The 22148-nt window shown below is 68.0% G+C and carries 18 protein-coding genes and 1 tRNA gene; 7 read left to right on the top strand and 12 right to left on the bottom strand.

Annotation, left to right across the window (positions count from 1 at the left end; genetic code table 11):
* Positions 1 to 7 precede the first annotated feature (7 nt).
* The 3 genes from H489_RS33970 (at position 8) to H489_RS33960 (ending at position 2701) form a co-directional block, all read left to right on the top strand.
* Positions 8 to 733: a TIGR02391 family protein gene (locus tag H489_RS33970; RefSeq protein WP_017888322.1), complete on the top strand. Its 726-nt coding sequence runs from the start codon at positions 8 to 10 to the stop codon at positions 731 to 733.
* 282 nt (positions 734 to 1015) lie between these two features.
* A complete protein-coding gene (locus H489_RS33965; RefSeq protein ID WP_152427333.1) occupies positions 1016 to 2116 on the top strand; it encodes a hypothetical protein in 1101 nt (366 codons plus the stop codon).
* A 135-nt stretch (positions 2117 to 2251) separates the two neighbouring features.
* Positions 2252 to 2701, top strand: coding sequence for a hypothetical protein (locus H489_RS33960; RefSeq protein ID WP_017888320.1), 450 nt, complete (start codon positions 2252 to 2254; stop codon positions 2699 to 2701).
* 175 nt (positions 2702 to 2876) lie between these two features.
* On the opposite strand, the gene H489_RS33955 is transcribed toward H489_RS33960, so the two are convergent.
* The 8 genes from H489_RS33955 to H489_RS33920 form a co-directional block, all read right to left on the bottom strand.
* Entirely contained in the window at positions 2877 to 4103 is a 1227-nt protein-coding gene (locus H489_RS33955; RefSeq protein ID WP_152427332.1) for a hypothetical protein, read from the bottom strand.
* Positions 4100 to 4813 (bottom strand): hypothetical protein, encoded by a 714-nt coding sequence (locus H489_RS37850; protein WP_152427331.1) that lies wholly within the window; start codon positions 4811 to 4813, stop codon positions 4100 to 4102. The genes H489_RS33955 and H489_RS37850 overlap by 4 nt, the downstream gene beginning before the upstream one ends.
* A gap of 1352 nt (positions 4814 to 6165) precedes the next feature.
* Positions 6166 to 7917, bottom strand: a complete 1752-nt coding sequence (locus H489_RS33945; RefSeq protein WP_152427330.1) for a hypothetical protein — start codon at positions 7915 to 7917, stop codon at positions 6166 to 6168.
* A gap of 5 nt (positions 7918 to 7922) precedes the next feature.
* Positions 7923 to 8225: a hypothetical protein gene (locus tag H489_RS33940; RefSeq protein ID WP_017888316.1), complete on the bottom strand. Its 303-nt coding sequence runs from the start codon at positions 8223 to 8225 to the stop codon at positions 7923 to 7925.
* 317 nt (positions 8226 to 8542) lie between these two features.
* Positions 8543 to 8632, bottom strand: a tRNA-Ser gene (locus tag H489_RS33935).
* Between the two features lie 428 nt (positions 8633 to 9060).
* Positions 9061 to 10284 (bottom strand): LCP family protein, encoded by a 1224-nt coding sequence (locus H489_RS33930; protein WP_235045695.1) that lies wholly within the window; start codon positions 10282 to 10284, stop codon positions 9061 to 9063.
* Positions 10285 to 10549: 265 nt separating this feature from the next.
* On the bottom strand, positions 10550 to 11230 hold the full coding sequence (locus H489_RS37065; protein ID WP_017888314.1) for a GntR family transcriptional regulator: 681 nt from the start codon (positions 11228 to 11230) through the stop codon (positions 10550 to 10552).
* Between the two features lie 169 nt (positions 11231 to 11399).
* Positions 11400 to 12854, bottom strand: a complete 1455-nt coding sequence (locus H489_RS33920) for an MFS transporter (RefSeq protein WP_040420052.1) — start codon at positions 12852 to 12854, stop codon at positions 11400 to 11402.
* Between the two features lie 210 nt (positions 12855 to 13064).
* Here H489_RS33920 and H489_RS33915 point away from each other — a divergent pair, with 210 nt between their 5' ends.
* Positions 13065 to 14450 carry an AAA family ATPase gene (locus H489_RS33915; protein ID WP_017888312.1) on the top strand — a complete coding sequence of 462 codons (1386 nt, stop codon included), beginning with the start codon at positions 13065 to 13067 and terminating at the stop codon, positions 14448 to 14450.
* Positions 14443 to 16461, top strand: coding sequence for a vWA domain-containing protein (locus H489_RS33910; RefSeq protein WP_017888311.1), 2019 nt, complete (start codon positions 14443 to 14445; stop codon positions 16459 to 16461). Before H489_RS33915 ends, H489_RS33910 begins: the two co-directional genes overlap by 8 nt.
* A 70-nt stretch (positions 16462 to 16531) precedes the next feature.
* Here the strand turns inward: H489_RS33910 and H489_RS33905 are convergent, their stop codons facing one another.
* Genes H489_RS33905 through H489_RS33895 form a run of 3 tightly spaced genes read right to left on the bottom strand, consistent with a single transcriptional unit; the run spans position 16532 to position 18663 of the window.
* Positions 16532 to 17290 (bottom strand): SCO1664 family protein, encoded by a 759-nt coding sequence (locus tag H489_RS33905; protein ID WP_017888310.1) that lies wholly within the window; start codon positions 17288 to 17290, stop codon positions 16532 to 16534.
* On the bottom strand, positions 17287 to 17814 hold the full coding sequence (locus tag H489_RS33900) for a DUF3090 domain-containing protein (RefSeq protein ID WP_017888309.1): 528 nt from the start codon (positions 17812 to 17814) through the stop codon (positions 17287 to 17289). Before H489_RS33900 ends, H489_RS33905 begins: the two co-directional genes overlap by 4 nt.
* 33 nt (positions 17815 to 17847) lie before the next feature.
* Positions 17848 to 18663, bottom strand: a complete 816-nt coding sequence (locus H489_RS33895) for an MSMEG_4193 family putative phosphomutase (RefSeq protein ID WP_017888308.1) — start codon at positions 18661 to 18663, stop codon at positions 17848 to 17850.
* 91 nt (positions 18664 to 18754) lie between these two features.
* Between H489_RS33895 and H489_RS33890 the strand changes: the two genes are divergently transcribed.
* Positions 18755 to 19909, top strand: a complete 1155-nt coding sequence (locus H489_RS33890) for an AI-2E family transporter (RefSeq protein WP_017888307.1) — start codon at positions 18755 to 18757, stop codon at positions 19907 to 19909.
* A gap of 76 nt (positions 19910 to 19985) precedes the next feature.
* Positions 19986 to 20414 (top strand): BLUF domain-containing protein, encoded by a 429-nt coding sequence (locus H489_RS33885; RefSeq protein ID WP_017888306.1) that lies wholly within the window; start codon positions 19986 to 19988, stop codon positions 20412 to 20414.
* Positions 20415 to 20759: 345 nt separating this feature from the next.
* Here H489_RS33885 and H489_RS33880 read toward each other — a convergent pair whose 3' ends face one another.
* Complete coding sequence (locus H489_RS33880; RefSeq protein WP_031260339.1) at positions 20760 to 22133, bottom strand: ABC transporter substrate-binding protein; 1374 nt, start codon at positions 22131 to 22133, stop codon at positions 20760 to 20762.
* Between the last annotated feature and the right edge of the window lie 15 nt (positions 22134 to 22148).

Below are 22148 nucleotides of genomic sequence, written 5' to 3'. Positions count from 1 at the left end.
CTTGAATATGACGAAGATGGACGTTGAATGGGCCGCCGCGGAGCTTGATGCCTTCTTGAGCGTCACCTCACAGGTGGTTCCACGCAGCACGGGTGGCGTTGCCTACTTCGGAACCGTCATGTCCGGTTCGCAGTCTGAAGCAGATCAGCGCAGCCACGTCGTCGAGCAAATCCTTGACCGAGCGACGCCGGGGTGGGCGTCGGATCGGCCAGAAGCGGATAAGAAATACACCTGGCTGCGAGCCAAGGTCGCTCGTGGGAAGGCGGCGCTAGAGCGCGCCGAAGAGATTGCTGAGAAGCTCGGCGATTCGGCGCCGGAGTTGGACGCGGGCAAGCTGCACGCTTGGGCGTGGGAGAACGGCGCTTCCTATTGGCGCACTGGTCATTACCATCAAGCGGTGATGCAGGCGGCGATCCGCGTGAACTCGGAAACCCAGGCGAAAGTGGGACGTCGGGATGTGTCCGAAACGGCTCTTTTCAACGAGGCTTTTTCGCTTGATGACCCAAAGCCCGACAGGAGCCGGCTCCGACTGACGAAGGACGACGGTGGCGACACCTACCGCAACTTGCATCGAGGAGCCCGATCCTTCGCAGAGGGCCTCTACGCTGCCATCCGCAACCCGGGAATGCACCAGGCACATGATGTGGACGACGAGCATCTCGCACTTGAACAACTAGCCGCGTTCAGCATCCTGGCGCGGTGGGTCGACGAAGCGGCAGTGCTGACCGCCTAGACGACAGCCCCTCCGGAGCCGTCGAGCCAGTCCAGTCCGCGAGGCGCGTTGCCGAGCCGAACCCACACAGCCCGTCAGATGACGCCTGCCGCTTCTGCGGGCTGCTGCGCGGTTGGTCTCGGCGCGATGAGCAGGGACCAACTACACTCGGCATACTGCGGCGACACAGAATGCACGGCCCTCGCTGACTCTCGGCGCATTCGCCGTGCATCGTCGGTGTGGGCTGAGATCCGTGCGGTGTAAGAGCCGTCCGCTGCCACTGCAGACGACAGGATGGTCACTATGAGTGGAAAGTCAGCGAAGGCCAAGCGGAAGTCCGTGGTGGAGACAGCTGAGCAGCGGCGTGAGTTGGACGCGGTGATGCTCCGCGACGACGTGTCCTGGTGGACCTCGTTGGTGACATCGGCGGTCGGCACGGACTGGGAACCGACGGTCGGGCTGTCGATCCTCCCGCAGGTTGCGCGCGTCCTTCATGAGGGACTGAACCAGCTGAAACGCGTTGACCCTGAAGCCGTCGACCGCGTCACGGCGGGATGGGATGTCGACATCGCCACAGCTCGACACACGGTGAAGCTCCTCGATGACGACAAGAAGTCTGTCGACTCCGTCCTGGACCAGTTCGCATCGATCGCCGCCGAGCACACCGCGGCGTTCTCGTCGCTGAACGACTTCGCGTTGCTGGAAGGCGACGGACGTGCGCTCGCTTCCACCCGGTTGGCGTCCTATCAGGCGGCGGCGAGCCTCAACGATCGGTGGGCCGCTGACGAGGACTCACGGTCGTTCAATCTGGGGCAGACAATGGGGCAGCGCACCGTGGAGCTTCAACGCGCCTTCGGCATGGGGGATCCCGTTGTTCGTCAGGTCACGCTGCCAACGGTTGCTGCGCCTCGCCTCGTCGACACGACAGCTGTCCTCTTCGACGCGACGTCCTATGGAGACTTTGGCACCCCGTCCGTGAAGGACCTTCTGCTGATGGTGGAGTGCTCGGTGAACGCGGCATTGTGGGTGTTCGCCCCTACTGCCACCACGCACCGGTCAAGCCTCTTCCGCGTCCGGTTCGTCGTGGCCACGCACGCACTGAGCGCGCTCACGCAGATCCTCGAGCGTTTCGAGGCGGACGCCGGCGCAACTGCCCAGCAGCCGGTGGAAGCAGTCCTGCAGTCTGAGCAGGCCACCCGAGTCCTCCAGATGCGTGCCTTGCGTAACCGGTCTATGCACTACGGCGTCCCGAAGACGCTGACGGGACTCTCCGCTAGCAAACCCGCATACGGGCTCGTGGAAGCCACGACATCGGGTGCAGCGAAGTATGCAGAGGTCGAGACAGACGTTGTAGAGCTGCTGACGAAACTCTCGGACGCACTTCGCGCCTGGCGACGCGCCTGAACTGGAGCGTGCCCTCATGCGGCCCTGTGGGTGTAAGCCCCGCCCGGGATGGCTGCGACAGGCCATCTCAGCGATTGCGCACGAGCCACCTCGACGACGTCCCTGAGCAACTCAGGTTCGACATAGAATCCGCTGATGCTGCTCGATTCCGGTTCAATCAACGAGGTCGTTGAGCGCGCTGTAAACGCGATGCTCGCTATCAGCCCCAACGACGCGATGTTCGTTCGGTCGAGGTGGCCAAGCCCAGCCTGCGATGTCTCGGCAATCGTGATAAGTCAACTTCTGCTTGGTCGCGAAGATCACTCGTGGCGCGTCGTGACTGCAGAGTCAGACACTCGGCCAGCCGCCCACACCTGGTTGGAGCGCCGCAACGACTCGGGCCAAGTCGAGTTCTCCATCGACGTCACCCTCCATCAGTTCGCCTGGATCACCGACGAGCCGTTCTACGGCGCGGGCGAAAGCCCTGCCCGACAGCACTTCACCAGAATCACCCACGACTACCCCGCATCGAGCGTTCCGTGGATCGGCACGGAGGATCAGGTGCACCTGACCACCCTCCGACAGGTCCGAGCCCTGATTGCCTGACTTCCACGCGATCAGCATTACCTTACTAACGATGACGCGAACCGAACCGATCGGGCCGGAACGATCCTCGGGTGAGGACAACGGTCTTTAGGCGCGGTGTCGTCCGGGCCACTTCGGCGGTGTCCGCGTGAGGTCCTGGCCACTGCGGGCGGCGAATGATGCAAGAGGCGCGCCATTAGCTAAAGAGGTGGCGTCTCGGGTTCCCACAGCTAGTGGCCGCTTTCAGCGACACCGTCATGGTGCCTGAGCCCTTGTGCTTTCCTTCTGCAACGACGTGGTCGGCGCCGTGATCTGCCCTCCAGTGAAGAGTGTCGTTCTGGAGGGTGTACGTCTTGAATTGAACCCGTGCGTGATGGGCGTCGTCACGGGTCCACCAGACGTTTTCAATACTGTCGAGAACGTACACGCGATTGTTGACGTGTTTGCAGTCGATGGCATCAATGCTGGGCATGTCAGGTAGACGATCGGGCGCACTCGGCGGGACGGAGTACAACATCAAGTTCGCGGCTATACCCCCGATGCGAGGAATCTTCTCATACAATGCGCCGACAAGATCGGTCGGGTTGTTCTGTTCGAGGATGTGAGCGGCACCCCGATTGCGGACTTCAAATTCTTGCCTCACCTCGTCGATACCGTTTGATCCAATGAACACCAGGTGCGTTGGCTGTTCGGATCGGAGTCGCGCTCTCGTAGAGGCGTAGTTTTGCCCCGAGAGGAACAACAGGCGCGCACGCATCCCGGCCAAGTGTGCAATTCGCTCGACTGCTTCGTACAGGTCGGTTCCGTCTGCCCAGTGCACGCGGTCCGCAGCGAATACTACGTCGACGCGTTGCGAGCCTGACCCGGGAGCCCGAGCGCGAATGCCCGGGTCGGCGTCGAGGGCCGCGAGGAGGGCTCGGGTGGAGTCGAACCAGTCCGCTGTGAGCCAGGCGTCCGTCGTGAAACGCTTCTGGCCGTCCGATTCCAGCCGCAGCGTCAGCGTGGCTTTCGCAGCGAATCGCGGATGCGTCATCTCGCCGTCTGCGAGCCTCTCGTCGGCGCTTCGGAACACGGCTGCCAGCACGAGCTGCTTCGTTGTGACATTGCTGGGGTCGCCGGCTCCGGCACGGAGTGTGTCGGTGATGAGGGTGGGCATGTTCAGTAGCCGAGCCCATGCCTCTCGCGACAGGTTTGCCGGCACGTCGGGAATGCCGACATCCAGCGCCGCTCTGAGGCGCTCGACTCCGGGTCCCCGCTGTGGCAAGGCGAGATGACCAGACGACGGTGTTGCGTACCGTTTGTTCTTCTTGATACCTTCACCGATTTCGTGGGCACGGGATCCAGCCGGCCAATCTCTCCCCCCGTCGAGACGTACCGTCTCCTGGATGAGCCGTCGAAGGTTTGTGGCGGAATCGCCGCTCACCGGCGGAGTGTGTACCCGACCGGGATGCGCAGATGCAGCAGCTCGTGCAACGGGAGAGTGTGCAGGAGCGACAGGATCTGTTCGCGAAGCTGCTCGTCGGCAGCGTCGTTGGGCGCCGCGGGGCGGGCCTGCGATGGCGCCTCAATGGACGGCGCACCGACCGGTGCGCTGATGTCCGACACTGGAATGTGGTTCTCTTCAGACCAGGAGAGCGCACGGTCGATGACGCGATGCCGCAGGTGCCGCTTCCACCGCCGGTTGGCCGGTTCGTTGGCGCCGAGCGCCGCGGCGAAACTTGCAGCCGGGTTTTCGGTCGACATCGTCGCCACGAGCGGACTCTGATCGCTTCGGTTCGACTCCGCGGCAGCAAAGTCCGCCATCCACTGGACGTGGTGCTCTTTAGAGAGGGTCGGCACGATGACTTGATCAGCGCTTACAGGGCCTTCCGCGCGTTCGGTGTTGCGAGTCAGTCGGTCGAAGGCGTAGCGAGCGTCCGGCGACCAATCTAGGATCGCGGACCACAAGTCGCGCCTCAAGGATTGCGGGCGGCCCCCTGCCGGCGGCGCGAGCGGAGTAGCGATTCGCACCGTGAAATCGCTAGGTCCTCGGTCGAGGCTGATCAATCCACGATCGACAGCTACGTCCAGGAGGTCGCGGAAAGACTTCAGGCCCGCATCCTTGATGGTGTGGGACCGGTCAAGTTGTCGCATCTTGGCACCAACGCCCGCTGCGGCCGTGCTGCGGCCGGAGCGCTCTAGCGCTCTTACAGCCGTGGTCAGTAGTTCCAGAGAGCGTTCAAGAGCCTCCCGCTGGGGAGCTGCGAGCAGCTCCCCAGCGGTGGCTAGAGAATGCGAGTCGCGAGGACTTTGGGGCCTGTCATTCGTCGCATGTTCAACACCTGCCACGGGGGCCTGTGAAACGTTCGTACGAACGTCATTGTGATGTTGTTTCGCCGAATTAGGCATCTCAAAGCTCCTCGCGTCCTAAGTACCGGCCTCGAATAACACGAGGCCACGCGAGCAACTGTCAAACACTCGACTGACCGCCATTTTCCCGAAGGAACACCTTGTGGTCCGTGCCGTGGCCTGCAACCCTGTCGACGAGATACAAGCCGTGCATCGGTGCGATCAGTTACCGCAGTCGTGCCCGGAGGCATGACTTCAGTTCCTCTCCTCCGTCATCCTAGCGGCGGCGCCGTGCACTTGTACAAGTGCCCGTGCCCCCGGTTCGGGTGACGGTCCCCAGTCTATCGGACCGGCTACTGCTGCGTCCACCACCTCTGATGCGTGCAGTGGGGTGCGCTCTGAGCTGGCGACGATGGCGTTCTTTGCAACCGAGCCCCGACATGCAGCGAGGCCAGCCGGCTATGCGGCGGCCGTCGACCGGGACGGCACCGCCGTGCACGAGCGATGCACTGTCAGCGGCGAGGAAGATGATCGAGTCAACGGCTTCCGCCGCCGTTCCGGGACGCCCGGCGAGTGCTGGGGATGCCGCGACCTCGCGCGTGCTCTCATGCGCGGCCGCCTTCCCAGATCCTGTCGAGGCTCGAGCGATTCCCGCAAGGATTCTCCAACCGGTGTTGTGCGCTCAGGTGCTCAGCCAGGCAGTTGCGGACGGGGAAGGTGCTTCCCGGATAGGTCGCTCGCGAGGAGGAGTTCCCCTTCCGGTAGCGGGATCGGATCGTCGCCGAAGTTGGTGATGCTCGTCCATCCACTGGGTCGTTGGAACGCGAGGACGAGGTCTCGTCCGGTGTCGATCCAGGTGCGGCTTTCCTCCGACTGCGGTTCTCGTCAAATCGCCAGGGCACGCGGGTGCAGGTTCGACGTGGATGCGAGTCGTCGTCTTCAGCTTCGACGGACACCGTCTGGAACCAGGACGGCTCGGGCAGGTGCGTTCCACCGTCGCCGAAGCCGAGCGACGGTCCGGTGCGATTGCACGGCAACGGAACGCTGCAGCCATCTCGGCCGACGTCGCAAACCTCATGAAGCCCGAGTTCTTCTCCTTGGTACAGCTACGCGGATCCGGGGAGGGCGAGAAGCAGCATGGTGGCCGCGGGCCATGGCTACTCGACTGAATCAAGTGGTTCTCGACTCGTCGACTCACTTGGCTGTACGTCGCCGGATTCGGGTGTGTCGAAAGTGATGTCGATGGTGATTGGCGACTTGGCGCCACGTTCGATGAGGTGGCGAAGACTGGCGCCGAACAGAATGATCGCCCGTGAGGCTGCGATGGCCATCCACGCTGCCGCAATGGTCACGGCAGCGACGAGGAGCGTCGCAGGACGCGCGGCGATCCCGGTGAGCACCGCTCGCCAGGGACTATCCGTGCTGGTGGCTGCGGACCGGAGGACGTGCAACGCGTCGGGGACGACGGGAATTGCGGCGATGGCGGCCACAACGATGCCGATTACTGCGAGACGGTTAGCCAGACGTGCGGTGCGGGCGTCGCTGCGGGCGCCGGAAACGGCGCTGAGGAGACTGAGGCTCTGCTCGATGGTTGCGCGCATGTCGGTTGCGCCCAGCTGGTTGAGGAGGTGCGTGTGCTGATCTCGGGCGGTGCCGTATCGCAATTCGGAACCGCGCATCTCCGCGAACAGTCTGACGGCGTGGCGGGATGCTCGTTCAACGGCGCGTGCTCGTGTTCGGAACCTCTTGATGGTTTGTTCGAGGTGCGCCAGCCGCATGTGGACAGATATGGCGTGTTCAATCAGGAGCACCGTGTTGAGATCATGGACCCCTGGTGCCCAGGGGCGGTAGCTGACGTGGAGCGACGAGCCGACGTTCGGTCGATCCGACGTACCGTCGGTGGACGCGAATTCTGGGCCGCCGTCGATACGCAGCCGTTCGCCGTCCATCGGTGATTTCCGCAACGCGAGCTGGTCCATGTCGGACACGTGCTGGACGCGCCAATCCTCGGAGTTATCGCAGCACGAACCGGGTGCGGTCATCACGACGGCGTACGTCAACCATTGTCCCGACGGTCTCGCCTTGGTGACGTCGAAGACGACTCCCGCGAGCAGGTCGAGGGTCTCCGAAATTGTCGTGGGCTCGTCGAACGTGATGGCGCGAAGCCGACGGCCCTGATCCTCAACGTCCGACCATTTCCCAGCAAGATATTCTTCCTTCGCGCGCAGGTACACATCGGGGATGAGGATGCTGGAGCCGATGGGGTGGGTGCTGTAGGAAAGGTCGATGGCGTCGCGCGTCGCGATCTCATCCTGCGCGTTGAGCGCGAGCGTGAGCTGCACGAGGCCGCGCGAGTGCAGCAGCAGGCGGGGTTCGAGAACGATCTCGTGACCGCCGAGTTCCGGTGTGAGGGTGAGGTAGATGTTCCGAAGGAAGAGCCGAACATACGGGTCGGCATCTTCCGGGTCCACACCGTAGAGTCGCGCATCGACCTGTCGCTCGATCGCGGAGACTTTAATGTTCTCGGCAAGAGCGTCGAAGCCTTGCTCGACGGCGGCTTCGAGTCCGCGGACGGTGTCGGCCCAGTCGCCGTGAAGCGACTCGTCCGCGCCGGGCGTCGTCGGCGTTGGGACGGGCTCATCGGTCTCCGCGCGGCGCGTGCGCACAATGCGCACAGAGGTCACGATCTCCCACAATCCACGCAGAACCGCTCGCGCGTACGCTCCGGCCATTGACGGATGCCGGAACACAAACCGGGTCCACGACGTCGTGCCTTCCGGACGCGGCAGGTCGTTGGTGAGGCGATTCAGCTGCTCTACTTGGCGTCCGAACGCCGCAATCGAGGGCGAGACTCGCACCGAGGACTCCGAGGGCCATCCTGCTGAAAGCGCAACTTCTTCGTCGAGCATTCGCTTCACTGCCGCGCCAAGTGCCACTCCCTCCGGTCCCCCGTCGAGAGGTACTCATCCAACCGGTCCGGCGTGAACACGGCTTCAACGTTCTCCGGCAGATCCTGCGCATGCGCCCACATCACGAACGGCGCAACGTTGTACATCAGCCGGTAGGCGTCGGCGGTCGTCGTCGGCTTCGCCTTCATGACCGCAGCACGCGCGAAATCGCCGCCCGCAACCGTCCAGTACTCAGACACGACCTGCGGACGGTAGTTCTCAATCGCCGCGGCGATCGCCGCCGGCGCCGGATCCTGATCAGTTCCCATGACACCAAAGAGCCTAGGCGTCACTCGAAGGGTGCGAGTTCTCACGACAGACGCAACGGCACCACACCCGCGAACGCGCCATGACGAGGCGAGGGTCAACCACGGTACGGTTGAGGCGCACACCGCCAGCACCACCCCTGCAGCCCCACAGACAGAGGCATCAAGCGGCATCAGGTTCAATCGCCGCAGCCCCGCGTCGATCGACGTCGGCGAGCGAAGAGGCTGAGAACAGAGGGGCAACATCGCCGTCACGCCGGGGATCCGGCCCACTCATTCGTGAACCCGATCCGCGGCGATTCGACAACTTGCCTACAGTGCGGAGACGGAGGGATTTGAACCCTCGGTCCCCTCAAAGGGGACTCCACCTTAGCAGGGTGGTGCACTCGGCCGGACTATGCGACGTCTCCAAGCACTCTCGCGAGCGCTCCGACCACCATACAGGAGGACCGCGCCAGTCTCGACCCGACGCACGCCCGCGCGTGGCTCGGGCCGGATAGCGCGGTCCCCCGAAGTGGGGACACATCGGGGTTGTCGGGGCGTACCCCACTGCATAGCATCGTCGGGACGCGGCAATCACGTTCCGGGGTTCGTCCCCGTCGTCGCGACACAGCACCCGACGTCGTTCTCCGCGCGGGCCCGGCGCGCCCGATCGCGTGGTGCCCGACGGGGAGCGACTTCCCCGGGGGCGCGGCCCACCACCGCGCCCCCGTTCCTGCGTTCGGGGGCAGGCAGCTACCGAGCCGAGACTCGTCCCCGCGGACAGTCCACTGGCATTGAAGGCCGCAAAGAGTCCGCCTGACCGAGACTCGGGGCCAGCGAGGGCCCGCCCCGCGCCTCAGTACCCGAACGCCTTGGAGCAGGTCTGCTGGTCGGCGGACTGGCCCTCGAGTCCGTCGATGGTCTCGGGCGTCGCCGAGGGGGTGCGGGGCGCAGCCGACGACGGTGCTGCCGGGGTCGCGGGCGTCGCCGGCTTCGGCGCAGCCTCCGGAGACGACGGTGCAGCGGTCGGCTGCGTCGGACCCGTCTGCGTCGGGTTCGTCTCGGACCCGATGCCCGTGCTGTCCGCCCCGAGCGAGAACGACTGGTCGGCCTTGATCTTCGCGAACAGCTGGTCGGCCAGGTACGTCGTCGGCTGGACCTTGCCGGCGTAGACCCCGGTGCCGCCCGTGGTGCCCGGGTACTGCACGAAGTTCACCTGCGCCAGCGGCAGGTCCCGCAGCGCCAGGCCCATCTGCACCATCGTCCCGATGTCGTTCAGACTCTGGGACAGCTGCATGTTCGACGCCGCCGCCCGGGCCAGCTTGTACAGGCGGGCGGGCGAACCGAGGGTGTCGTTCGACTTCACGGTGCGGAGCAGCGACGACAGGAACACCTGCTGGCTCGAGATCCGGGCGAGGTCCGACCCATCGCCCACGCTGTGCCGGGTGCGCAGGAACGCCAGGGCATCGTCACCCTGCAGCGTCGAGGTGCCGGCGGGCAGGTTCAGCCCCGTGTACGAGTCGGTGATCGGCTGGGCGACGCAGACCGGCACGCCGCCGATCGCGTTCGACATCTCGATGACGCCCTTGAACGACACCGCCGCCGAGTACTGGATGTCGAGCCCGGTCAGACCCGACACGGTCTGGGTGACGCAGTTCAGGCCGCCCTCGCCGAACGAGGTGTTGATCGGCTGCGCCGCCATCGCCGGGGCGGTGCCCGTGCCGTCGGTCTTCTTGCAGGCCGGGATCGGTGTGACGAGGTCACGCGGGATGCTCACCGCGGTGGCGTTGGTGTGGTCCGCCGAGACGTGCAGCAGGATGTTGACGTCGTTGAGGGTCGCGTCGCGCTCCCCGAACGCAGCGCTCTGGTCGGGGTCGTTGTCGGTGCCGACGACGAGCATGTTGAACCCGCCCTTGAAGGCGCTGAGGGGCTTGGGACCACCCTTCGCCTGCGGCGCGGGCTGGCCCTGGATCTCCACCCCGTCACCGAGGTCGTCCGTGACCTGCTTCGCCGCGATCGCCGTGACCGAGACCGAGCTCACGAGCGCCACCGCGACGACGGCGGAGACCGTCTTGGCCACGGTCGCGAGGGGGCTCGAGCGCCGGAGACGTCCGTGCCGTGCGATCCCGGACGCTCGGTTCAAGCGGTGGGATCGGTCGCGGACGTCGTTCACGGGCACTCCTGTCGTCGGTGGACACGCCGGGGACGGCAACCGGTCAAGGCTGCCACGACGTTTCCTGACGATCCGGTGCGAGGTGCACCGGCGATGCTCGGTGAACGGCATCGCGACCAGCGGATCCGCGGCGGTCGGCACGGACCTGAACGGATCCGCAGCCGACGCCGCGTCAGGCCGACACCACCACCCGGAAGCGGTCCGGCAGGGCGATCAGGGCGGTCGAGAGTTCGAGGAGTGCGGCGGCGCAGTCGTCGAGGGCATCGCGGGCGGCGGCGTCCACCGCTCGCTCCACGATCTCGACCCGTCGGCGCCGGTCGACCACGGCGTCGATCCCGTTCGCCAGGGCGACGTCATCGGTGAAGAACATGTCGAGCACGATGCGCTGCGACAGCAACCAGTCGCCGCTCACCGACGATCCGCGGCGCCGCAGGTACCAGGACCCGAGCTCGACGAAGGCACCGGCTTCGGTCCAGCACTCGCGGAGCCACGCCTTGTCGAACCGGTCCTGGTAGCCGACGGCGCTCGACGGAGGATCGGCGAGCATGGTCTGCGCGATCCGGAGGCGCTCGGTCATCTGGTCGACCGACCAGTGCGAGATCACGACCCCGACGTACCGCTGGACGGTCGCCAGCTGGAGCGATTCGAGGGTCACGAGGGCTTCGCGCACAGGCGTCCGCGACACCCGCATGTCCGATGCCAGGGTGTCGAGCCGCAGCCGCTGCCCACGGCGGTACTCGCCCCGCAGGACGTTGTCGAGCAGGCGCAGGAACACCGCGTCGCGCAGCAGGCTGCGGCGCAGGCCGTGGGGATCGAGGTCGCCGGCCGCGGCGCGCATCGGGGTGTGCTCCATCACCCCAGGGTCACGCACGGGCGAAGCCCCCGGGGAGCGGGCGGCCGCTGTCGTGGATGATCGTCGCCGGTGTCGGACTGTGGAGGAGTGCCATGCAGGCACAGTGACAGCGCTGCGGCGGCGGCGCTAAACACTCTGCATACAGAATGTCAGGCCGCCGCCACCGTGCTCACTTCCGGTCGGACTTCGCATCCCCGGTGAGCACCGAGAGCGGTTGGGTGACGTCCTCCAGCCCCTTCCGCGCGGCGTCGACCCCGAAGATCAGGGCCACCACGCCGCCACCGATCATCACCGCGGATCCGAGCAGGTACCCCCAGAACAGCGGCTCCCGCGACGACCCGTCCCCGATGAAGGCACCGTAGATGGCCGGGGCGACCGCACCGAAGATCTGCGCCAGGGCGAAGAAGTACGAGATGGCCTGCGACCGCAGCTCGAGCGGGAAGATCTCGCTGACCGTCAGGTACGCACTCGACGCACCGGCCGAGGCGAAGAAGAACGAGACGCACCAGAACGCGACCTGCACCGTGGCCGAGATTGCGTCGGCCCGGAACAGGAACGCCGACGTGGCGAGCACGAGCCCGGACACCAGGTACGTCAGGAAGATCATCTGGCGACGACCCCAGGTGTCGAAGAAGCGCCCGAGGATGATCGGCCCGAGCAGGTTGCCGATCGCGAACGGGAAGAAGTACACCGCCGTCTCCGCTGTCTTCAGGCCGAAGAAGTTCGTGAGCACGAGCGCGTAGGTGAAGAAGATCGCGTTGTACAGGAACGCCTGCGTGATCATCATCGTCGCGCCGACGAGCGTCCGCGTCGGGTACTGCTTCAGCAGCACGCGCGCGATGGTCAGGAACCCGACGCGGTCGGTCGGTGTGACGGTCATCGCCTTCGACTGGTCGACCTCGGGCAGCGGTTTGCCGGTCGCCTGCTCCACCGACGCCTCGATGCGGGAGACGGTGGCCTCGGCTTCTTCCTGACGTCCGTGCGTCATCAGCCACCGCGGACTCTCCGGGATGTGCCGGCGCAGGAAGATGATCGCGATGCCGAGCACCGGGCCGAGGAAGAACCCGATGCGCCAGCCGATGTCCTCGGCGAAGTACGACGTGTCGAGCAGGTAGATGTTCGCGAAGGCGCCGAGTGCCGCGCCACCCCAGTACGTGCCGTTGATGGCGATGTCGACGTGCCCGCGGTACTTCGCGGGGATGAGTTCGTCGATCGCGGAGTTGATCGCCGCGTACTCGCCACCGATGCCCAACCCCGCCACGAACCGGAAGGCCGCCAGGAACCAGAAGTCCTGCGCGAGGCCCGCGATGCCGGAACCGATCAGGTAGATGGCCAGCGTCAGGATGAACAGCTTGCGGCGGCCCAGCCGGTCGGACATCCGCCCGAACACCAGGGCGCCGACGACCTGCCCGACCAGGTAGATCGTGCCGAGCAACGTCACCTGTTGCGTCGACAGGTTCAGGTCGGCCTGGAACCCGGCGTTCGAGACGATCTGGATCTCGAGACCGTCGAGGATCCAGGACACGCCGAGTCCGACGACGACGCTCCAGTGGAACCGGGTCCACGGCAAGCGGTCCATCCTGGCGGGCACCAGGCTCTTGATGGTTGCGTTCGCGCTGCTCACGAAAGGGGACCGTACGCCGAGATCGCCGATGTGGTTCAGATGCGGTACGAGCAACCGGGGGCGGAGCCGGATCCCCCTACTTCGAATCCGGCTCCGTCGCCGGGATCTCAATGATCGCAAGTGCGATGGAAACCCACAAGCGGACGGACGGGAGGCCCGTGGCGGGGCCCGCCACGGGCCTCCCGTCCGACAAGGCGTAACGTCCAGAACGTGACCCGACCTGACATCCGCACGGTCGGCGAGCTCCGCACCTCTGGTCACGTCCAGAAGACGGTCCGCGCCGAGATCCGCGACAACCTGCTCACCGCCCTGCGCCAGGGTACCGATCCGTGGCCCGGCCTGCACGGCTTCGAGACCACCGTCATCCCCCAGCTCGAACGCGCCCTGATCGCCGGGCACGACGTCGTCCTGCTCGGCGAGCGCGGCCAGGGCAAGACCCGCCTGCTCCGCACCCTGCAGGGCCTGCTCGACGAGTGGACGCCGGTCATCACCGGCTCCGAGCTCGGCGAGCACCCGTACGAACCGATCACGACGGCGAGCATCCGACGTGCCGACGAGCTCGGTGACGCCCTGCCGATCAGCTGGCGGCACCGCGACGACCGCTACGTCGAGAAGCTCGCGACGCCGGACACGAGCGTCGCCGACCTGATCGGCGACGTCGACCCGATGAAGGTCGCCGAGGGTCGCAGCCTGGGCGACCCGGAGACCATCCACTTCGGGCTGGTCCCGCGCGGCCACCGCGGCATCGTCGCGATCAACGAACTGCCCGACCTGGCCGAACGCATCCAGGTCGCGATGCTCAACGTGATGGAGGAACGCGACGTCCAGATCCGCGGCTACGTGCTGCGGCTGCCGCTCGACGTGCTCGTCGTGGCGAGTGCGAACCCCGAGGACTACACGAACCGCGGCCGGATCATCACACCGCTGAAGGACCGCTTCGGCGCCGAGATCCGCACGCACTACCCGATCGAGCTCGACGACGAGATCGCCGTCATCCGGCAGGAGGCGCAGCTGACGGCCGAGGTGCCCGACGCGCTGATCGAGATCCTCGCCCGCTTCACCCGGGCGCTCCGTTCGTCGAGCGCCGTCGACCAGCGCAGCGGCGTGAGCGCCCGGTTCGCGATCGCGGGTGCCGAGACGGTGTCCGCCGCCGCCGTGCACCGCGCAGCACGCCAGGGCGAGGACGAGGCGGTCGCCCGCCCGATCGACCTCGAGACCGCGGTGGACGTCCTCGGCGGCAAGATCGAGTTCGAGAACGGCGAAGAGGACCGGGCCGACGAGGTCCTCGAGCACCTGCTCCGCACCGCGACCGCCGAGACCGTGCGCGCCCGGTTCAGGGGTCTCGACTTCGCGGTGCTCGTGGACGCGCTCGACGGCGGCACGATGGTGACCACGGGCGAGCAGGTCAGCGCCCGGGCGTTCCTCGAGGGGCTGCCGTCGATCGGCGAGTCCGACCTGTACGACCAGGTGTGCGACCGGATGGGTGCCACGAACGACGGCGAACGCGCCGGCGCGATCGAGCTCGCCCTCGAGGGCCTGTTCCTGGCCCGACGCATCAGCAAGGAGTCCGGCGGGGGCGAAGCCGTCTATGGCTAGGCAGAACCGACGCCTGACGCGCGACACCCGCTACGGGGCCTACACCGACGGGCCGGACCCGCTCGCGGCCCCGGTCGACCTGGCCGAGGCGCTCGACGCCATCGGGCAGGACGTGATGGGCGGCACGTCGCCCGAGCGTGCGATGCGGGAGTTCCTGCGACGTGGTGGCCGGACGCAGCGCGGCCTCGACGACCTGGCCCGCCGGGTGGCCGAGCGGCGCCGTGAACTGACGAGCCGGAACAACCTCGACGGCACCCTGCAGCAGGTCCGCGAACTGCTCGACCAGGCGCTCCGTGCCGAACGCGGCGAACTCGCCCGCAACGTCGACCTCGACGACGGCGACCGGGCGCTGGCCGAACTGCAGCTCGACAGCCTGTCGCCCTCCCCCGCCGCCGCGGTGCAGGAGCTCGGCGGCTACGGCTGGACGAGCCCCGAGGCCCGGCAGAAGTACGACGAGATCAAGGACCTGCTCGGCCGCGAGGTGCTCGACCAGCGCTTCGCCGGCATGAAGCAGGCGCTCGAGGGCGCCACCGACCAGGACCGGGCCGCGGTCAGCGCGATGATGCAGGACCTCAACGCCCTGCTCGAGGCGCACGCCCGCGGTGAGGACACCCAGCAGCAGTTCGACGACTTCATGGACCAGCACGGCGAGTACTTCCCGTCGGACCCCGCGAACGTCGACGAGCTGCTCGACGACCTGGCAGCCCGCGCGGCCGCAGCGCAGCGCATGCGGAACTCGATGACCCAGGAGCAGCGGGACGAACTCGACTCCCTCGCCCAGCAGGCCTTCGGCTCCCCCGACCTGATGGGGCAGCTGTCCCAGCTCGACGGGAACCTGCGGTCCCTGCGGCCCGGCGAGGACTGGGGCGGGTCGGAGCGCATGGACGGCGAGCAGGGCCTCGGGCTCGGCGACGGCACCGGGGTGTTCCAGGACATCGCGGACCTCGACGCGCTCGCCGACCAGCTCGCCCAGTCCGGCCCCGGCTCGGAACTCGACGACCTGGACCTCGACGCGCTGTCCCGGCAGCTGGGCGACGAAGCGGCGGTCGACGCGAAGACCCTGCAGCGGCTCGAACAGGCGCTCCGGAACTCGGGGGCGATGCGCCGCGGTGCCGACGGGCAGCTCCGGCTGACCCCGAAGGCGATGCGGCAGCTCGGCAAGAGCCTGCTCAAGGACGTCGCCCAGCGGATGTCCGGTCGCCAGGGCGCCAGGGACCTCCGTCGCTCGGGTGCCGCGGGTGAACCGTCAGGGGCGTCACGGCAGTGGGCGTTCGGCGACACCGAGCCGTGGGACATCCCCCGCACGATCACGAACGCCGTGGTGCGGACGGCGGCCAGCGGTCGGCAGGGAGCCGGCGTGCACCTGAGCATCGACGACGTCGAGGTGCAGGAGACCGAGGCCCGCACCCAGGCCTGCGTCGCGCTGCTCGTCGACACGTCGTTCTCGATGGCGATGGAGGACCGCTGGGTCCCGATGAAGCGCACGGCCCTGGCGCTCCACACCCTGGTGTCGACCCGGTTCCGCGGCGACGACCTGCAGCTCATCGCCTTCGGTCGCGAGGCCGAGGTGATGGACGTCGAACAGCTCGTCGGTCTCGACGCGATGTGGGACAAGGGCACGAACCTGCACCACGCCCTGCTGCTCGCCAACCGGCACTTCCGCAAGCACCCCACGGCCCAACCGGTGCTCCTCATCGTCACGGACGGCGAGCCGACCTCGCACCTCGAGCCGAACGGGCAGGTCTGGTTCGACTACCCGCCCGACCCGGTGACGATCGCGTTGACCGTCCGGGAGCTCGAGAACGCCGGACGCCTCGGCGCCCAGACGACGTTCTTCCGGCTCGGCGAGGACCCGGGGCTCGCCCGGTTCATCGACGCGATGGCGAAGCGGGTGGACGGCAGCGTCGTGGCGCCGGAGAACGACGACCTCGGGGTCGCCGTGGTCGGCTCGTACCTCGGCTCGCGTCGCGGGGCCGGCGGCGCGCTCTTCCGCGACGACTGGGGGCTCTGAAGCCAGCCACGGACAGCCGGGAGGCCCGTGGCGAGACCGCCACGGGCCTCCAGTCCGTACCTGGGTGCGTCTAGAACAGCGGCCAGGGCACGGCGGGGCCGTGACCCGGCGGCGGCGGGAAGATCCCGACGGCGCGCAGGGCCGCGCAGCGCGCCCGGAGCGTGTCGATCTCCTCGTCCGTCAGGTGCTCGGCGAGCTCGTCGCCGAGCCCGCCGCGCAGGGCTTCGGACACGCGGTCGAGGCCCTCGAGCTCGTCCGGCCCGAGCGGCTCGCCGATCCAGCCCCACAGGACCGTCCGGAGCTTGTGCTCGACGTGGAAGGTGAGCCCGTGGTCCACGCCGAAGCGGTGGCCGTCGGGCATCGCGAGCACGTGCCCGCCCTTGCGGTCGGCGTTGTTCACGACGACGTCGAAGACGGCCATCCGGCGCAGGGCCTCGGAGTCCTCGTGCACGAGCGTGACGGGCTGGCCGTGTTCGTCGATGGCCTCGAGCACGGGCAGCCAGGGCGAACCGTCCGCCTCGGCGAGTTCGGGTGCCACCAGGTCGACGGCGTCCTGCTCGGGGTCGACGTCCTGCCAGCGCTGCACCATGCCGGGGCCGAACGGACCGTCGCCCATCCACGTGGGCGGGACGACGCCCCAGCCGAACGCCTCGGAGACCAGGTGTGCGGCGATCTCGCGGCCGGCGAGCGTGCCGTCCGGGAAGTCCCACAGCGGTCGCTCGCCCTCGACGGGCTTGTAGACGACGGTCGCGCCGTCGAGGTCGGCGAGGAAGGTGGCGTTGGACGCCTCACGGATGCGCGCCCGGACGGAGAGCGATCCGTCGCTCATGCGTCGCCGGGCGGACGACCGGCGGCGACGACCTCACGCGTGCGCTCGACGAATGCCCGGGCGGTGCCGACCGGGATCTTCACCTGGAACAGCTCGGCGGGTTCGGGGATCTCCACGACGGCCTCGATCTCGACGCCGTCCTCGCTCTCCTCGGACACGATCTCGACCTCGTCGTCGATCGGGTACGCCTCGATGACGACCTGGGCGGTGGACGGGTCGAAGCCCAAGCTCAGCGCTCCGGCGCGGAACTCGGCCTCGACCGGCTGGTCGAGGGGCTCCGGGTCGCGGAGTTCGGCGGGCACCGACGGCGGCACGCTGAAGCGGTTGTCGTCGACGGTCGCGACCTCGTCGAGGAGCTCGTCGATCTTGTCGGCGAGCACGGAGGTCTGCTCCTTCTCGAGCGCGACGCTGGTGACGCGTCGACCGGAGCGGGCCTGGATGTAGAAGGCGCGCTCACCCGGACGGCCGATGGTGCCGACGACGAGGCGGTCCGGCCAGTCGAAGCCGTGGACGATGGTGGGCATACCCGCATTGTAGGAGCGCCCGGCTCCGCCCGTTCAGGGTCGCGCAGGTCCGCCGGGCGCGTCGGGGGCCGGACGCCCGGTGCCGGTGTGCGCATCGGGTTCCGGATGCCCTGCGCCGCCGCCGACCGCGGCCTCCCCGCTGGGAGCCGGGGCGGTGCGCAGCCAGGACAGGTCGCCCGACTCGGTGTTCGTCGCGACGACCTCGGGGCGGTGCTCGCCGTACCGCACGACCGACACCGAGGCCGGCCCGACGCCGATGCGCTGGAACAGGTCCAGGTGCATGCCGAACGCGTCGGCCAGGACGCTCTTGATGATGTCGCCGTGGCTCACCGCGACCCAGACCGCGCCGGGTCCGTGCTCCGCCTCGACCTCGGCGTCGATGCGCCGGACGGCCGCGACGGCACGGGACTGCATCGTCTGCATGGACTCGCCGCCGGGGAACACGACGGCGCTCGGGTTCGCCTGCACCGTGCGCCAGAGGGGCTCCTTCGCCAGGTCGGCGAGCTTCCGGCCCTGCCACTGCCCGTAGTCGGCCTCGGTGATGGCCCGCTCGATCAGCAGATCGGACGCGCCGGACTGCCGGTCGGTCTGGCGGCCGGGCTGGTGGTCGGGCTGCCGGTCGGTCTGGCGGCCGGGCTGCCGGTCGAGGATCGCGCGGGCGGTCTGTCGGCAGCGCTCGAGCGGACTCGACACCACGGCGGCCACGGGCACCGCGGCGATGCGCTCCGCGGTCCGCTCGGCCTGGGTCCGCCCGACGGCGTCGAGTCGCACGCCGGCGGTGCGTCCGGCCAGGACGCCGGTGGCGTTCGCGGTGGTGCGTCCGTGACGGACGAGGAGGACGGTCGCCATGCGCCCGATCCTAGGCGCGCGGACGTGCTGCCCTCGACGCGTTGCCCGTCAGAAGCGGCGCGGCGGCCCGCTGGTCGGTAGCGTCTGGCGCATGCCGTTCTTCCGCGACGCTCCGCGCCCGACCACCCCAGCCCCGCCGTCCAGGGTCCAGGCCGCATGGTCCGACTCCGCCGGGCACTTCGCGACCCGGTGCCTGCAGCTGATCATCGTCGTGGTGGTCGTCGCCGGGGTCGTCTGGGCGAGCAACATCCTGAGCGTCGTCACGATCCCCGTGCTCCTCGCGCTCATCATCGCGTCGGCGATGCACCCGGTCGTGTCGTGGCTGCGCAAGCACCGCGTGCCGTCGGTGCTCGCCACCCTCGCCGTCCTGATCGGCGTGCTCGCGATCCTGGGCCTGATCGGCTGGCTCATCGTCGTCGCGGTCGAGAACCAGTGGTCGCAGCTGCAGAAGTCGGCGGTCGACGGGTTCCAGCAGCTGCAGGAGTTCGCGAAGAACCTGCCGTTCTCGATCTCCGACAAGCAGATCGACGACGCGGTCGCGTCGGCGTCCGACTTCGTCACGAGCGCCCAGTTCGGCTCCGGTGCGCTGGCGGGCGCGTCGGCCACCGCGAACTTCCTGACCGGGCTCGTGCTGATGATCGTCGTGCTGTTCTTCTTCCTGAAGGACGGCCCGAGCATCTGGGAGTTCCTGCTCCGTCCCTTCACCGGTGAGCGCTACGCCCGCGCACGTCGTGTCGGTGACCGGGTCGTCTCGACCCTCGGCGGCTACGTCCGCGGCACCGCCACCGTCGCTGCCGTGGACGCGATCGGCATCGGGGTCGGCATCGCGATCGTCGGCGTGCCCCTGGCCCTGCCGCTGGCCGTCATCGTCTTCATCACGGCGTTCATCCCGATCGTCGGTGCGACCGCTGCCGGCATCCTCGCCGCCCTCGTCGCGCTCGTCGCCCTCGGCCCGGTGCAGGCGCTCATCGTGATCGGCATCGTGGTGCTGGTGAACCAGCTCGAGGGCAACCTGCTGCAGCCCGTCCTGATGGGGCGGACCCTCAAGCTGCACGGCCTCGTCATCCTGATCGGCCTGACCGCCGGCACCGTGCTCGCCGGCATCACGGGCGCGATCATCTCGGTGCCGCTGATCGCTGCGGCCTGGGGCGCCATCCTGGTGTGGGACGGCCCGAACACCCCGGCTCGCCCCTGGCGGAAGAAGCGCAACGAGGACGTCACCGCGCACGAGCTGCCGCAGGGCTGATCCGCGGCGCCGATCCGTGGGGCGCGTTGCGGACATCCACTTCGCGCAACGGCCTGCCACCCAGCAGTATGGAGGAGTGCTCGTCTCCATCGTCTACATGAGTCGTGCCGTCGTGCCCTTCGACGACCAGGCCATGGCGGTGCTGCTCGCTGAGTCCCGGCTGCGGAACGAAGCGCTCGGGGTCTCGGGGCTCCTGCTCGCCAAGGGCGGCCGGTTCATGCAGCTGCTCGAGGGGCCGGCGTGGAGCGTGCAGGACCGGTACGACGTGATCGCGAAGGACCGGCGGCACGGTGAGGTCAAGTCGCTCGTGCGCGAGGACATCGAGCGCCGGCGCTTCGACGGCTGGTCGATGGCGTACCGAGCACTCGACGACTCGGACATCCGGTCAGAAGCGGGCTTCAGTCCCTTCCTCTCCGGGACGATGGACTTCCCGCGCTCGTTCGACCGGACCAGTGCGGCCTGGCTGCTGAAGTGGTTCCGCGATCGCGAGCTGCACGACCTCTGACCCGTCGGCTGCGCCGCGCCGCCCGGCCGCCGCACCGTGCGCCCACCGCCACCCGGTGCGAGCTTGCCCACACCGTGCGCGCTTACCGCGCCGCACCACGCCACCAACCCCGCACCCAGTCACCACACACGCACCGTGCGCACCACCGGACGGGAGGCCCGTGGCCGACCCGCACCGCGCCTCCCGGCCACCGCACCGTGCGCCCACCGCCACCCGGTGCGAGCTCGCCCACACCGTGCGCGCTCACAGCGCCGCACCACGCCACCAAGCCCGCACCCAGTCACCACACACGCACCATGCGCACCGCCGAACCGGAGGCCCGTGGCCGACCCGCACCGCGCGCGATCAGGTGAGGGCGAGCAGGTTGTTCACCTGCTCGTTCACCCCGGTCAGCGTCGAGACCGGCTTGCCGTTCGCGTAGACGTCGTCGAAGGCGGGCTGCAGCAACGCCTGCACGTCGGCGGGGTTCTTCGTGACCGGGAACAGGAACGTCGTTTCCTCCTCGACCTGCCGGGTGAACGCCGAGACGTCCAGGCCGCGCTTCCGGAACGACGCCACCGCGGCCTCGGTGCCCGCGGGACGAGCGGGGAACACGATCCCGCTCCGACCGACGATCCGCTGCGCCTCGTCGCTGCCCAGGAACGCCACCCACTTCGCCGCGGCCTCGGTGTCCTTCGCCTGCTTCGTGATCGAGTCGCCGAGCCCGTTGAACATCGACGCGCGGTGTCCCGCCGGACCGATCGGGGTCGGGGCGACGGCGACGTCGAGGTCGTCCATGCCGAGGTACGAGCCGATCATCCACGAGCCGTTGAACGACAGCGCGCACTTGCCAGCGCCGAGCTGGACCTCGGGCCCGGTCGTGGTGGAGAACACCCCGTACTTCGCCATGTAGCCCTTCTCGGCCAGCCGGTAGTACCAGGCGAGGGTGTCTTGCACGACCCGCTCGTCGTAGCGGAACTTGTCACCCCAGGGGTTCTCGTTCGTGTAGAACCAGTCGACCGACCCGGTGAACGGCGACCACTGGGTCTGTCCGAAGCCGTCGCCGCCCGATCCGTTCGACGAGATGCCGTAGACGGCGACGTCGTCCTTGTCGAAGCCGTCCTCGTCGCCGCGTCGGCCCTTGGAGTCCACCGTCAGCCGGGCGAGCATCCGCTCGAACGTGCCGCCGTCGTCCGGGTTCCACTCGAGCGACCCGAGTTCCTCCGCGGAGACCCCGGCCTTCGCCATCGCCTTCTTGTCGTAGAACATCGCGACGGTGTCCCAGTCCTTCGGGGAGCCGTAGCGGTGGCCGTCCTGGCCCTTCCACAGTTCGGCGAGCCCGGACTGGTAGTCGTCGTCGCGGATGCCCTTGGTCGCGTCGAGTTCGTCGAGCTTGTAGAGCACGTCGAGGTCGGCGTACTGCGGGAACTTCGTCAGGTGGTCGGTGAAGACGTCGGGCGCGGTGCCGGCGATGAACCCCGCGGTGAGCTTGGTCCAGTAGTCGTTCCACCCGAGCTGGGTGATCTGCACGGTGATGTCCGGGTTCGCGCGGTGGAAGGCGTCGGCGACGGCCTGGTAGGCGGGTTGCTGGTTCGCGTCCCACAACCAGTAGCTCACGGTCCGTGCACCCGATCGGCTGGTCGCGCGCCGACCGGGCGACGAGCAGGCGGCGAGCGCACCGAGGGCCAGGGCGGAGGCGCCGCCGGCGAAGAGCGTGCGGCGGGTCAGTTGGTTCGTCATGGTGTTCGTCCTGTC

Origin of the sequence: Curtobacterium flaccumfaciens UCD-AKU, from assembly GCF_000349565.1 — a bacterium.
GTDB classification, from domain to species: Bacteria; Actinomycetota; Actinomycetes; order Actinomycetales; family Microbacteriaceae; genus Curtobacterium; species Curtobacterium poinsettiae.
The sequence above is the reverse complement of the archived record's forward strand: the minus strand, read 5'-3'. Positions and strand labels throughout refer to the sequence as shown.

Coding starts and splice junctions, on each gene's coding strand:
- H489_RS33970 (WP_017888322.1), top strand. CDS start 8: ATGACGAAGATGGACGTTGAATGGGCCGCCGCGGAGCTTGATGCCTTC.
- H489_RS33965 (WP_152427333.1), top strand. CDS start 1,016: ATGAGTGGAAAGTCAGCGAAGGCCAAGCGGAAGTCCGTGGTGGAGACA.
- H489_RS33960 (WP_017888320.1), top strand. CDS start 2,252: ATGCTGCTCGATTCCGGTTCAATCAACGAGGTCGTTGAGCGCGCTGTA.
- H489_RS37850 (WP_152427331.1), bottom strand. CDS start 4,813: ATGCGACAACTTGACCGGTCCCACACCATCAAGGATGCGGGCCTGAAG.
- H489_RS33945 (WP_152427330.1), bottom strand. CDS start 7,917: ATGCTCGACGAAGAAGTTGCGCTTTCAGCAGGATGGCCCTCGGAGTCC.
- H489_RS33940 (WP_017888316.1), bottom strand. CDS start 8,225: ATGGGAACTGATCAGGATCCGGCGCCGGCGGCGATCGCCGCGGCGATT.
- H489_RS37065 (WP_017888314.1), bottom strand. CDS start 11,230: ATGGAGCACACCCCGATGCGCGCCGCGGCCGGCGACCTCGATCCCCAC.
- H489_RS33910 (WP_017888311.1), top strand. CDS start 14,443: ATGGCTAGGCAGAACCGACGCCTGACGCGCGACACCCGCTACGGGGCC.
- H489_RS33905 (WP_017888310.1), bottom strand. CDS start 17,290: ATGAGCGACGGATCGCTCTCCGTCCGGGCGCGCATCCGTGAGGCGTCC.
- H489_RS33900 (WP_017888309.1), bottom strand. CDS start 17,814: ATGCCCACCATCGTCCACGGCTTCGACTGGCCGGACCGCCTCGTCGTC.
- H489_RS33895 (WP_017888308.1), bottom strand. CDS start 18,663: ATGGCGACCGTCCTCCTCGTCCGTCACGGACGCACCACCGCGAACGCC.
- H489_RS33890 (WP_017888307.1), top strand. CDS start 18,755: ATGCCGTTCTTCCGCGACGCTCCGCGCCCGACCACCCCAGCCCCGCCG.
- H489_RS33880 (WP_031260339.1), bottom strand. CDS start 22,133: ATGACGAACCAACTGACCCGCCGCACGCTCTTCGCCGGCGGCGCCTCC.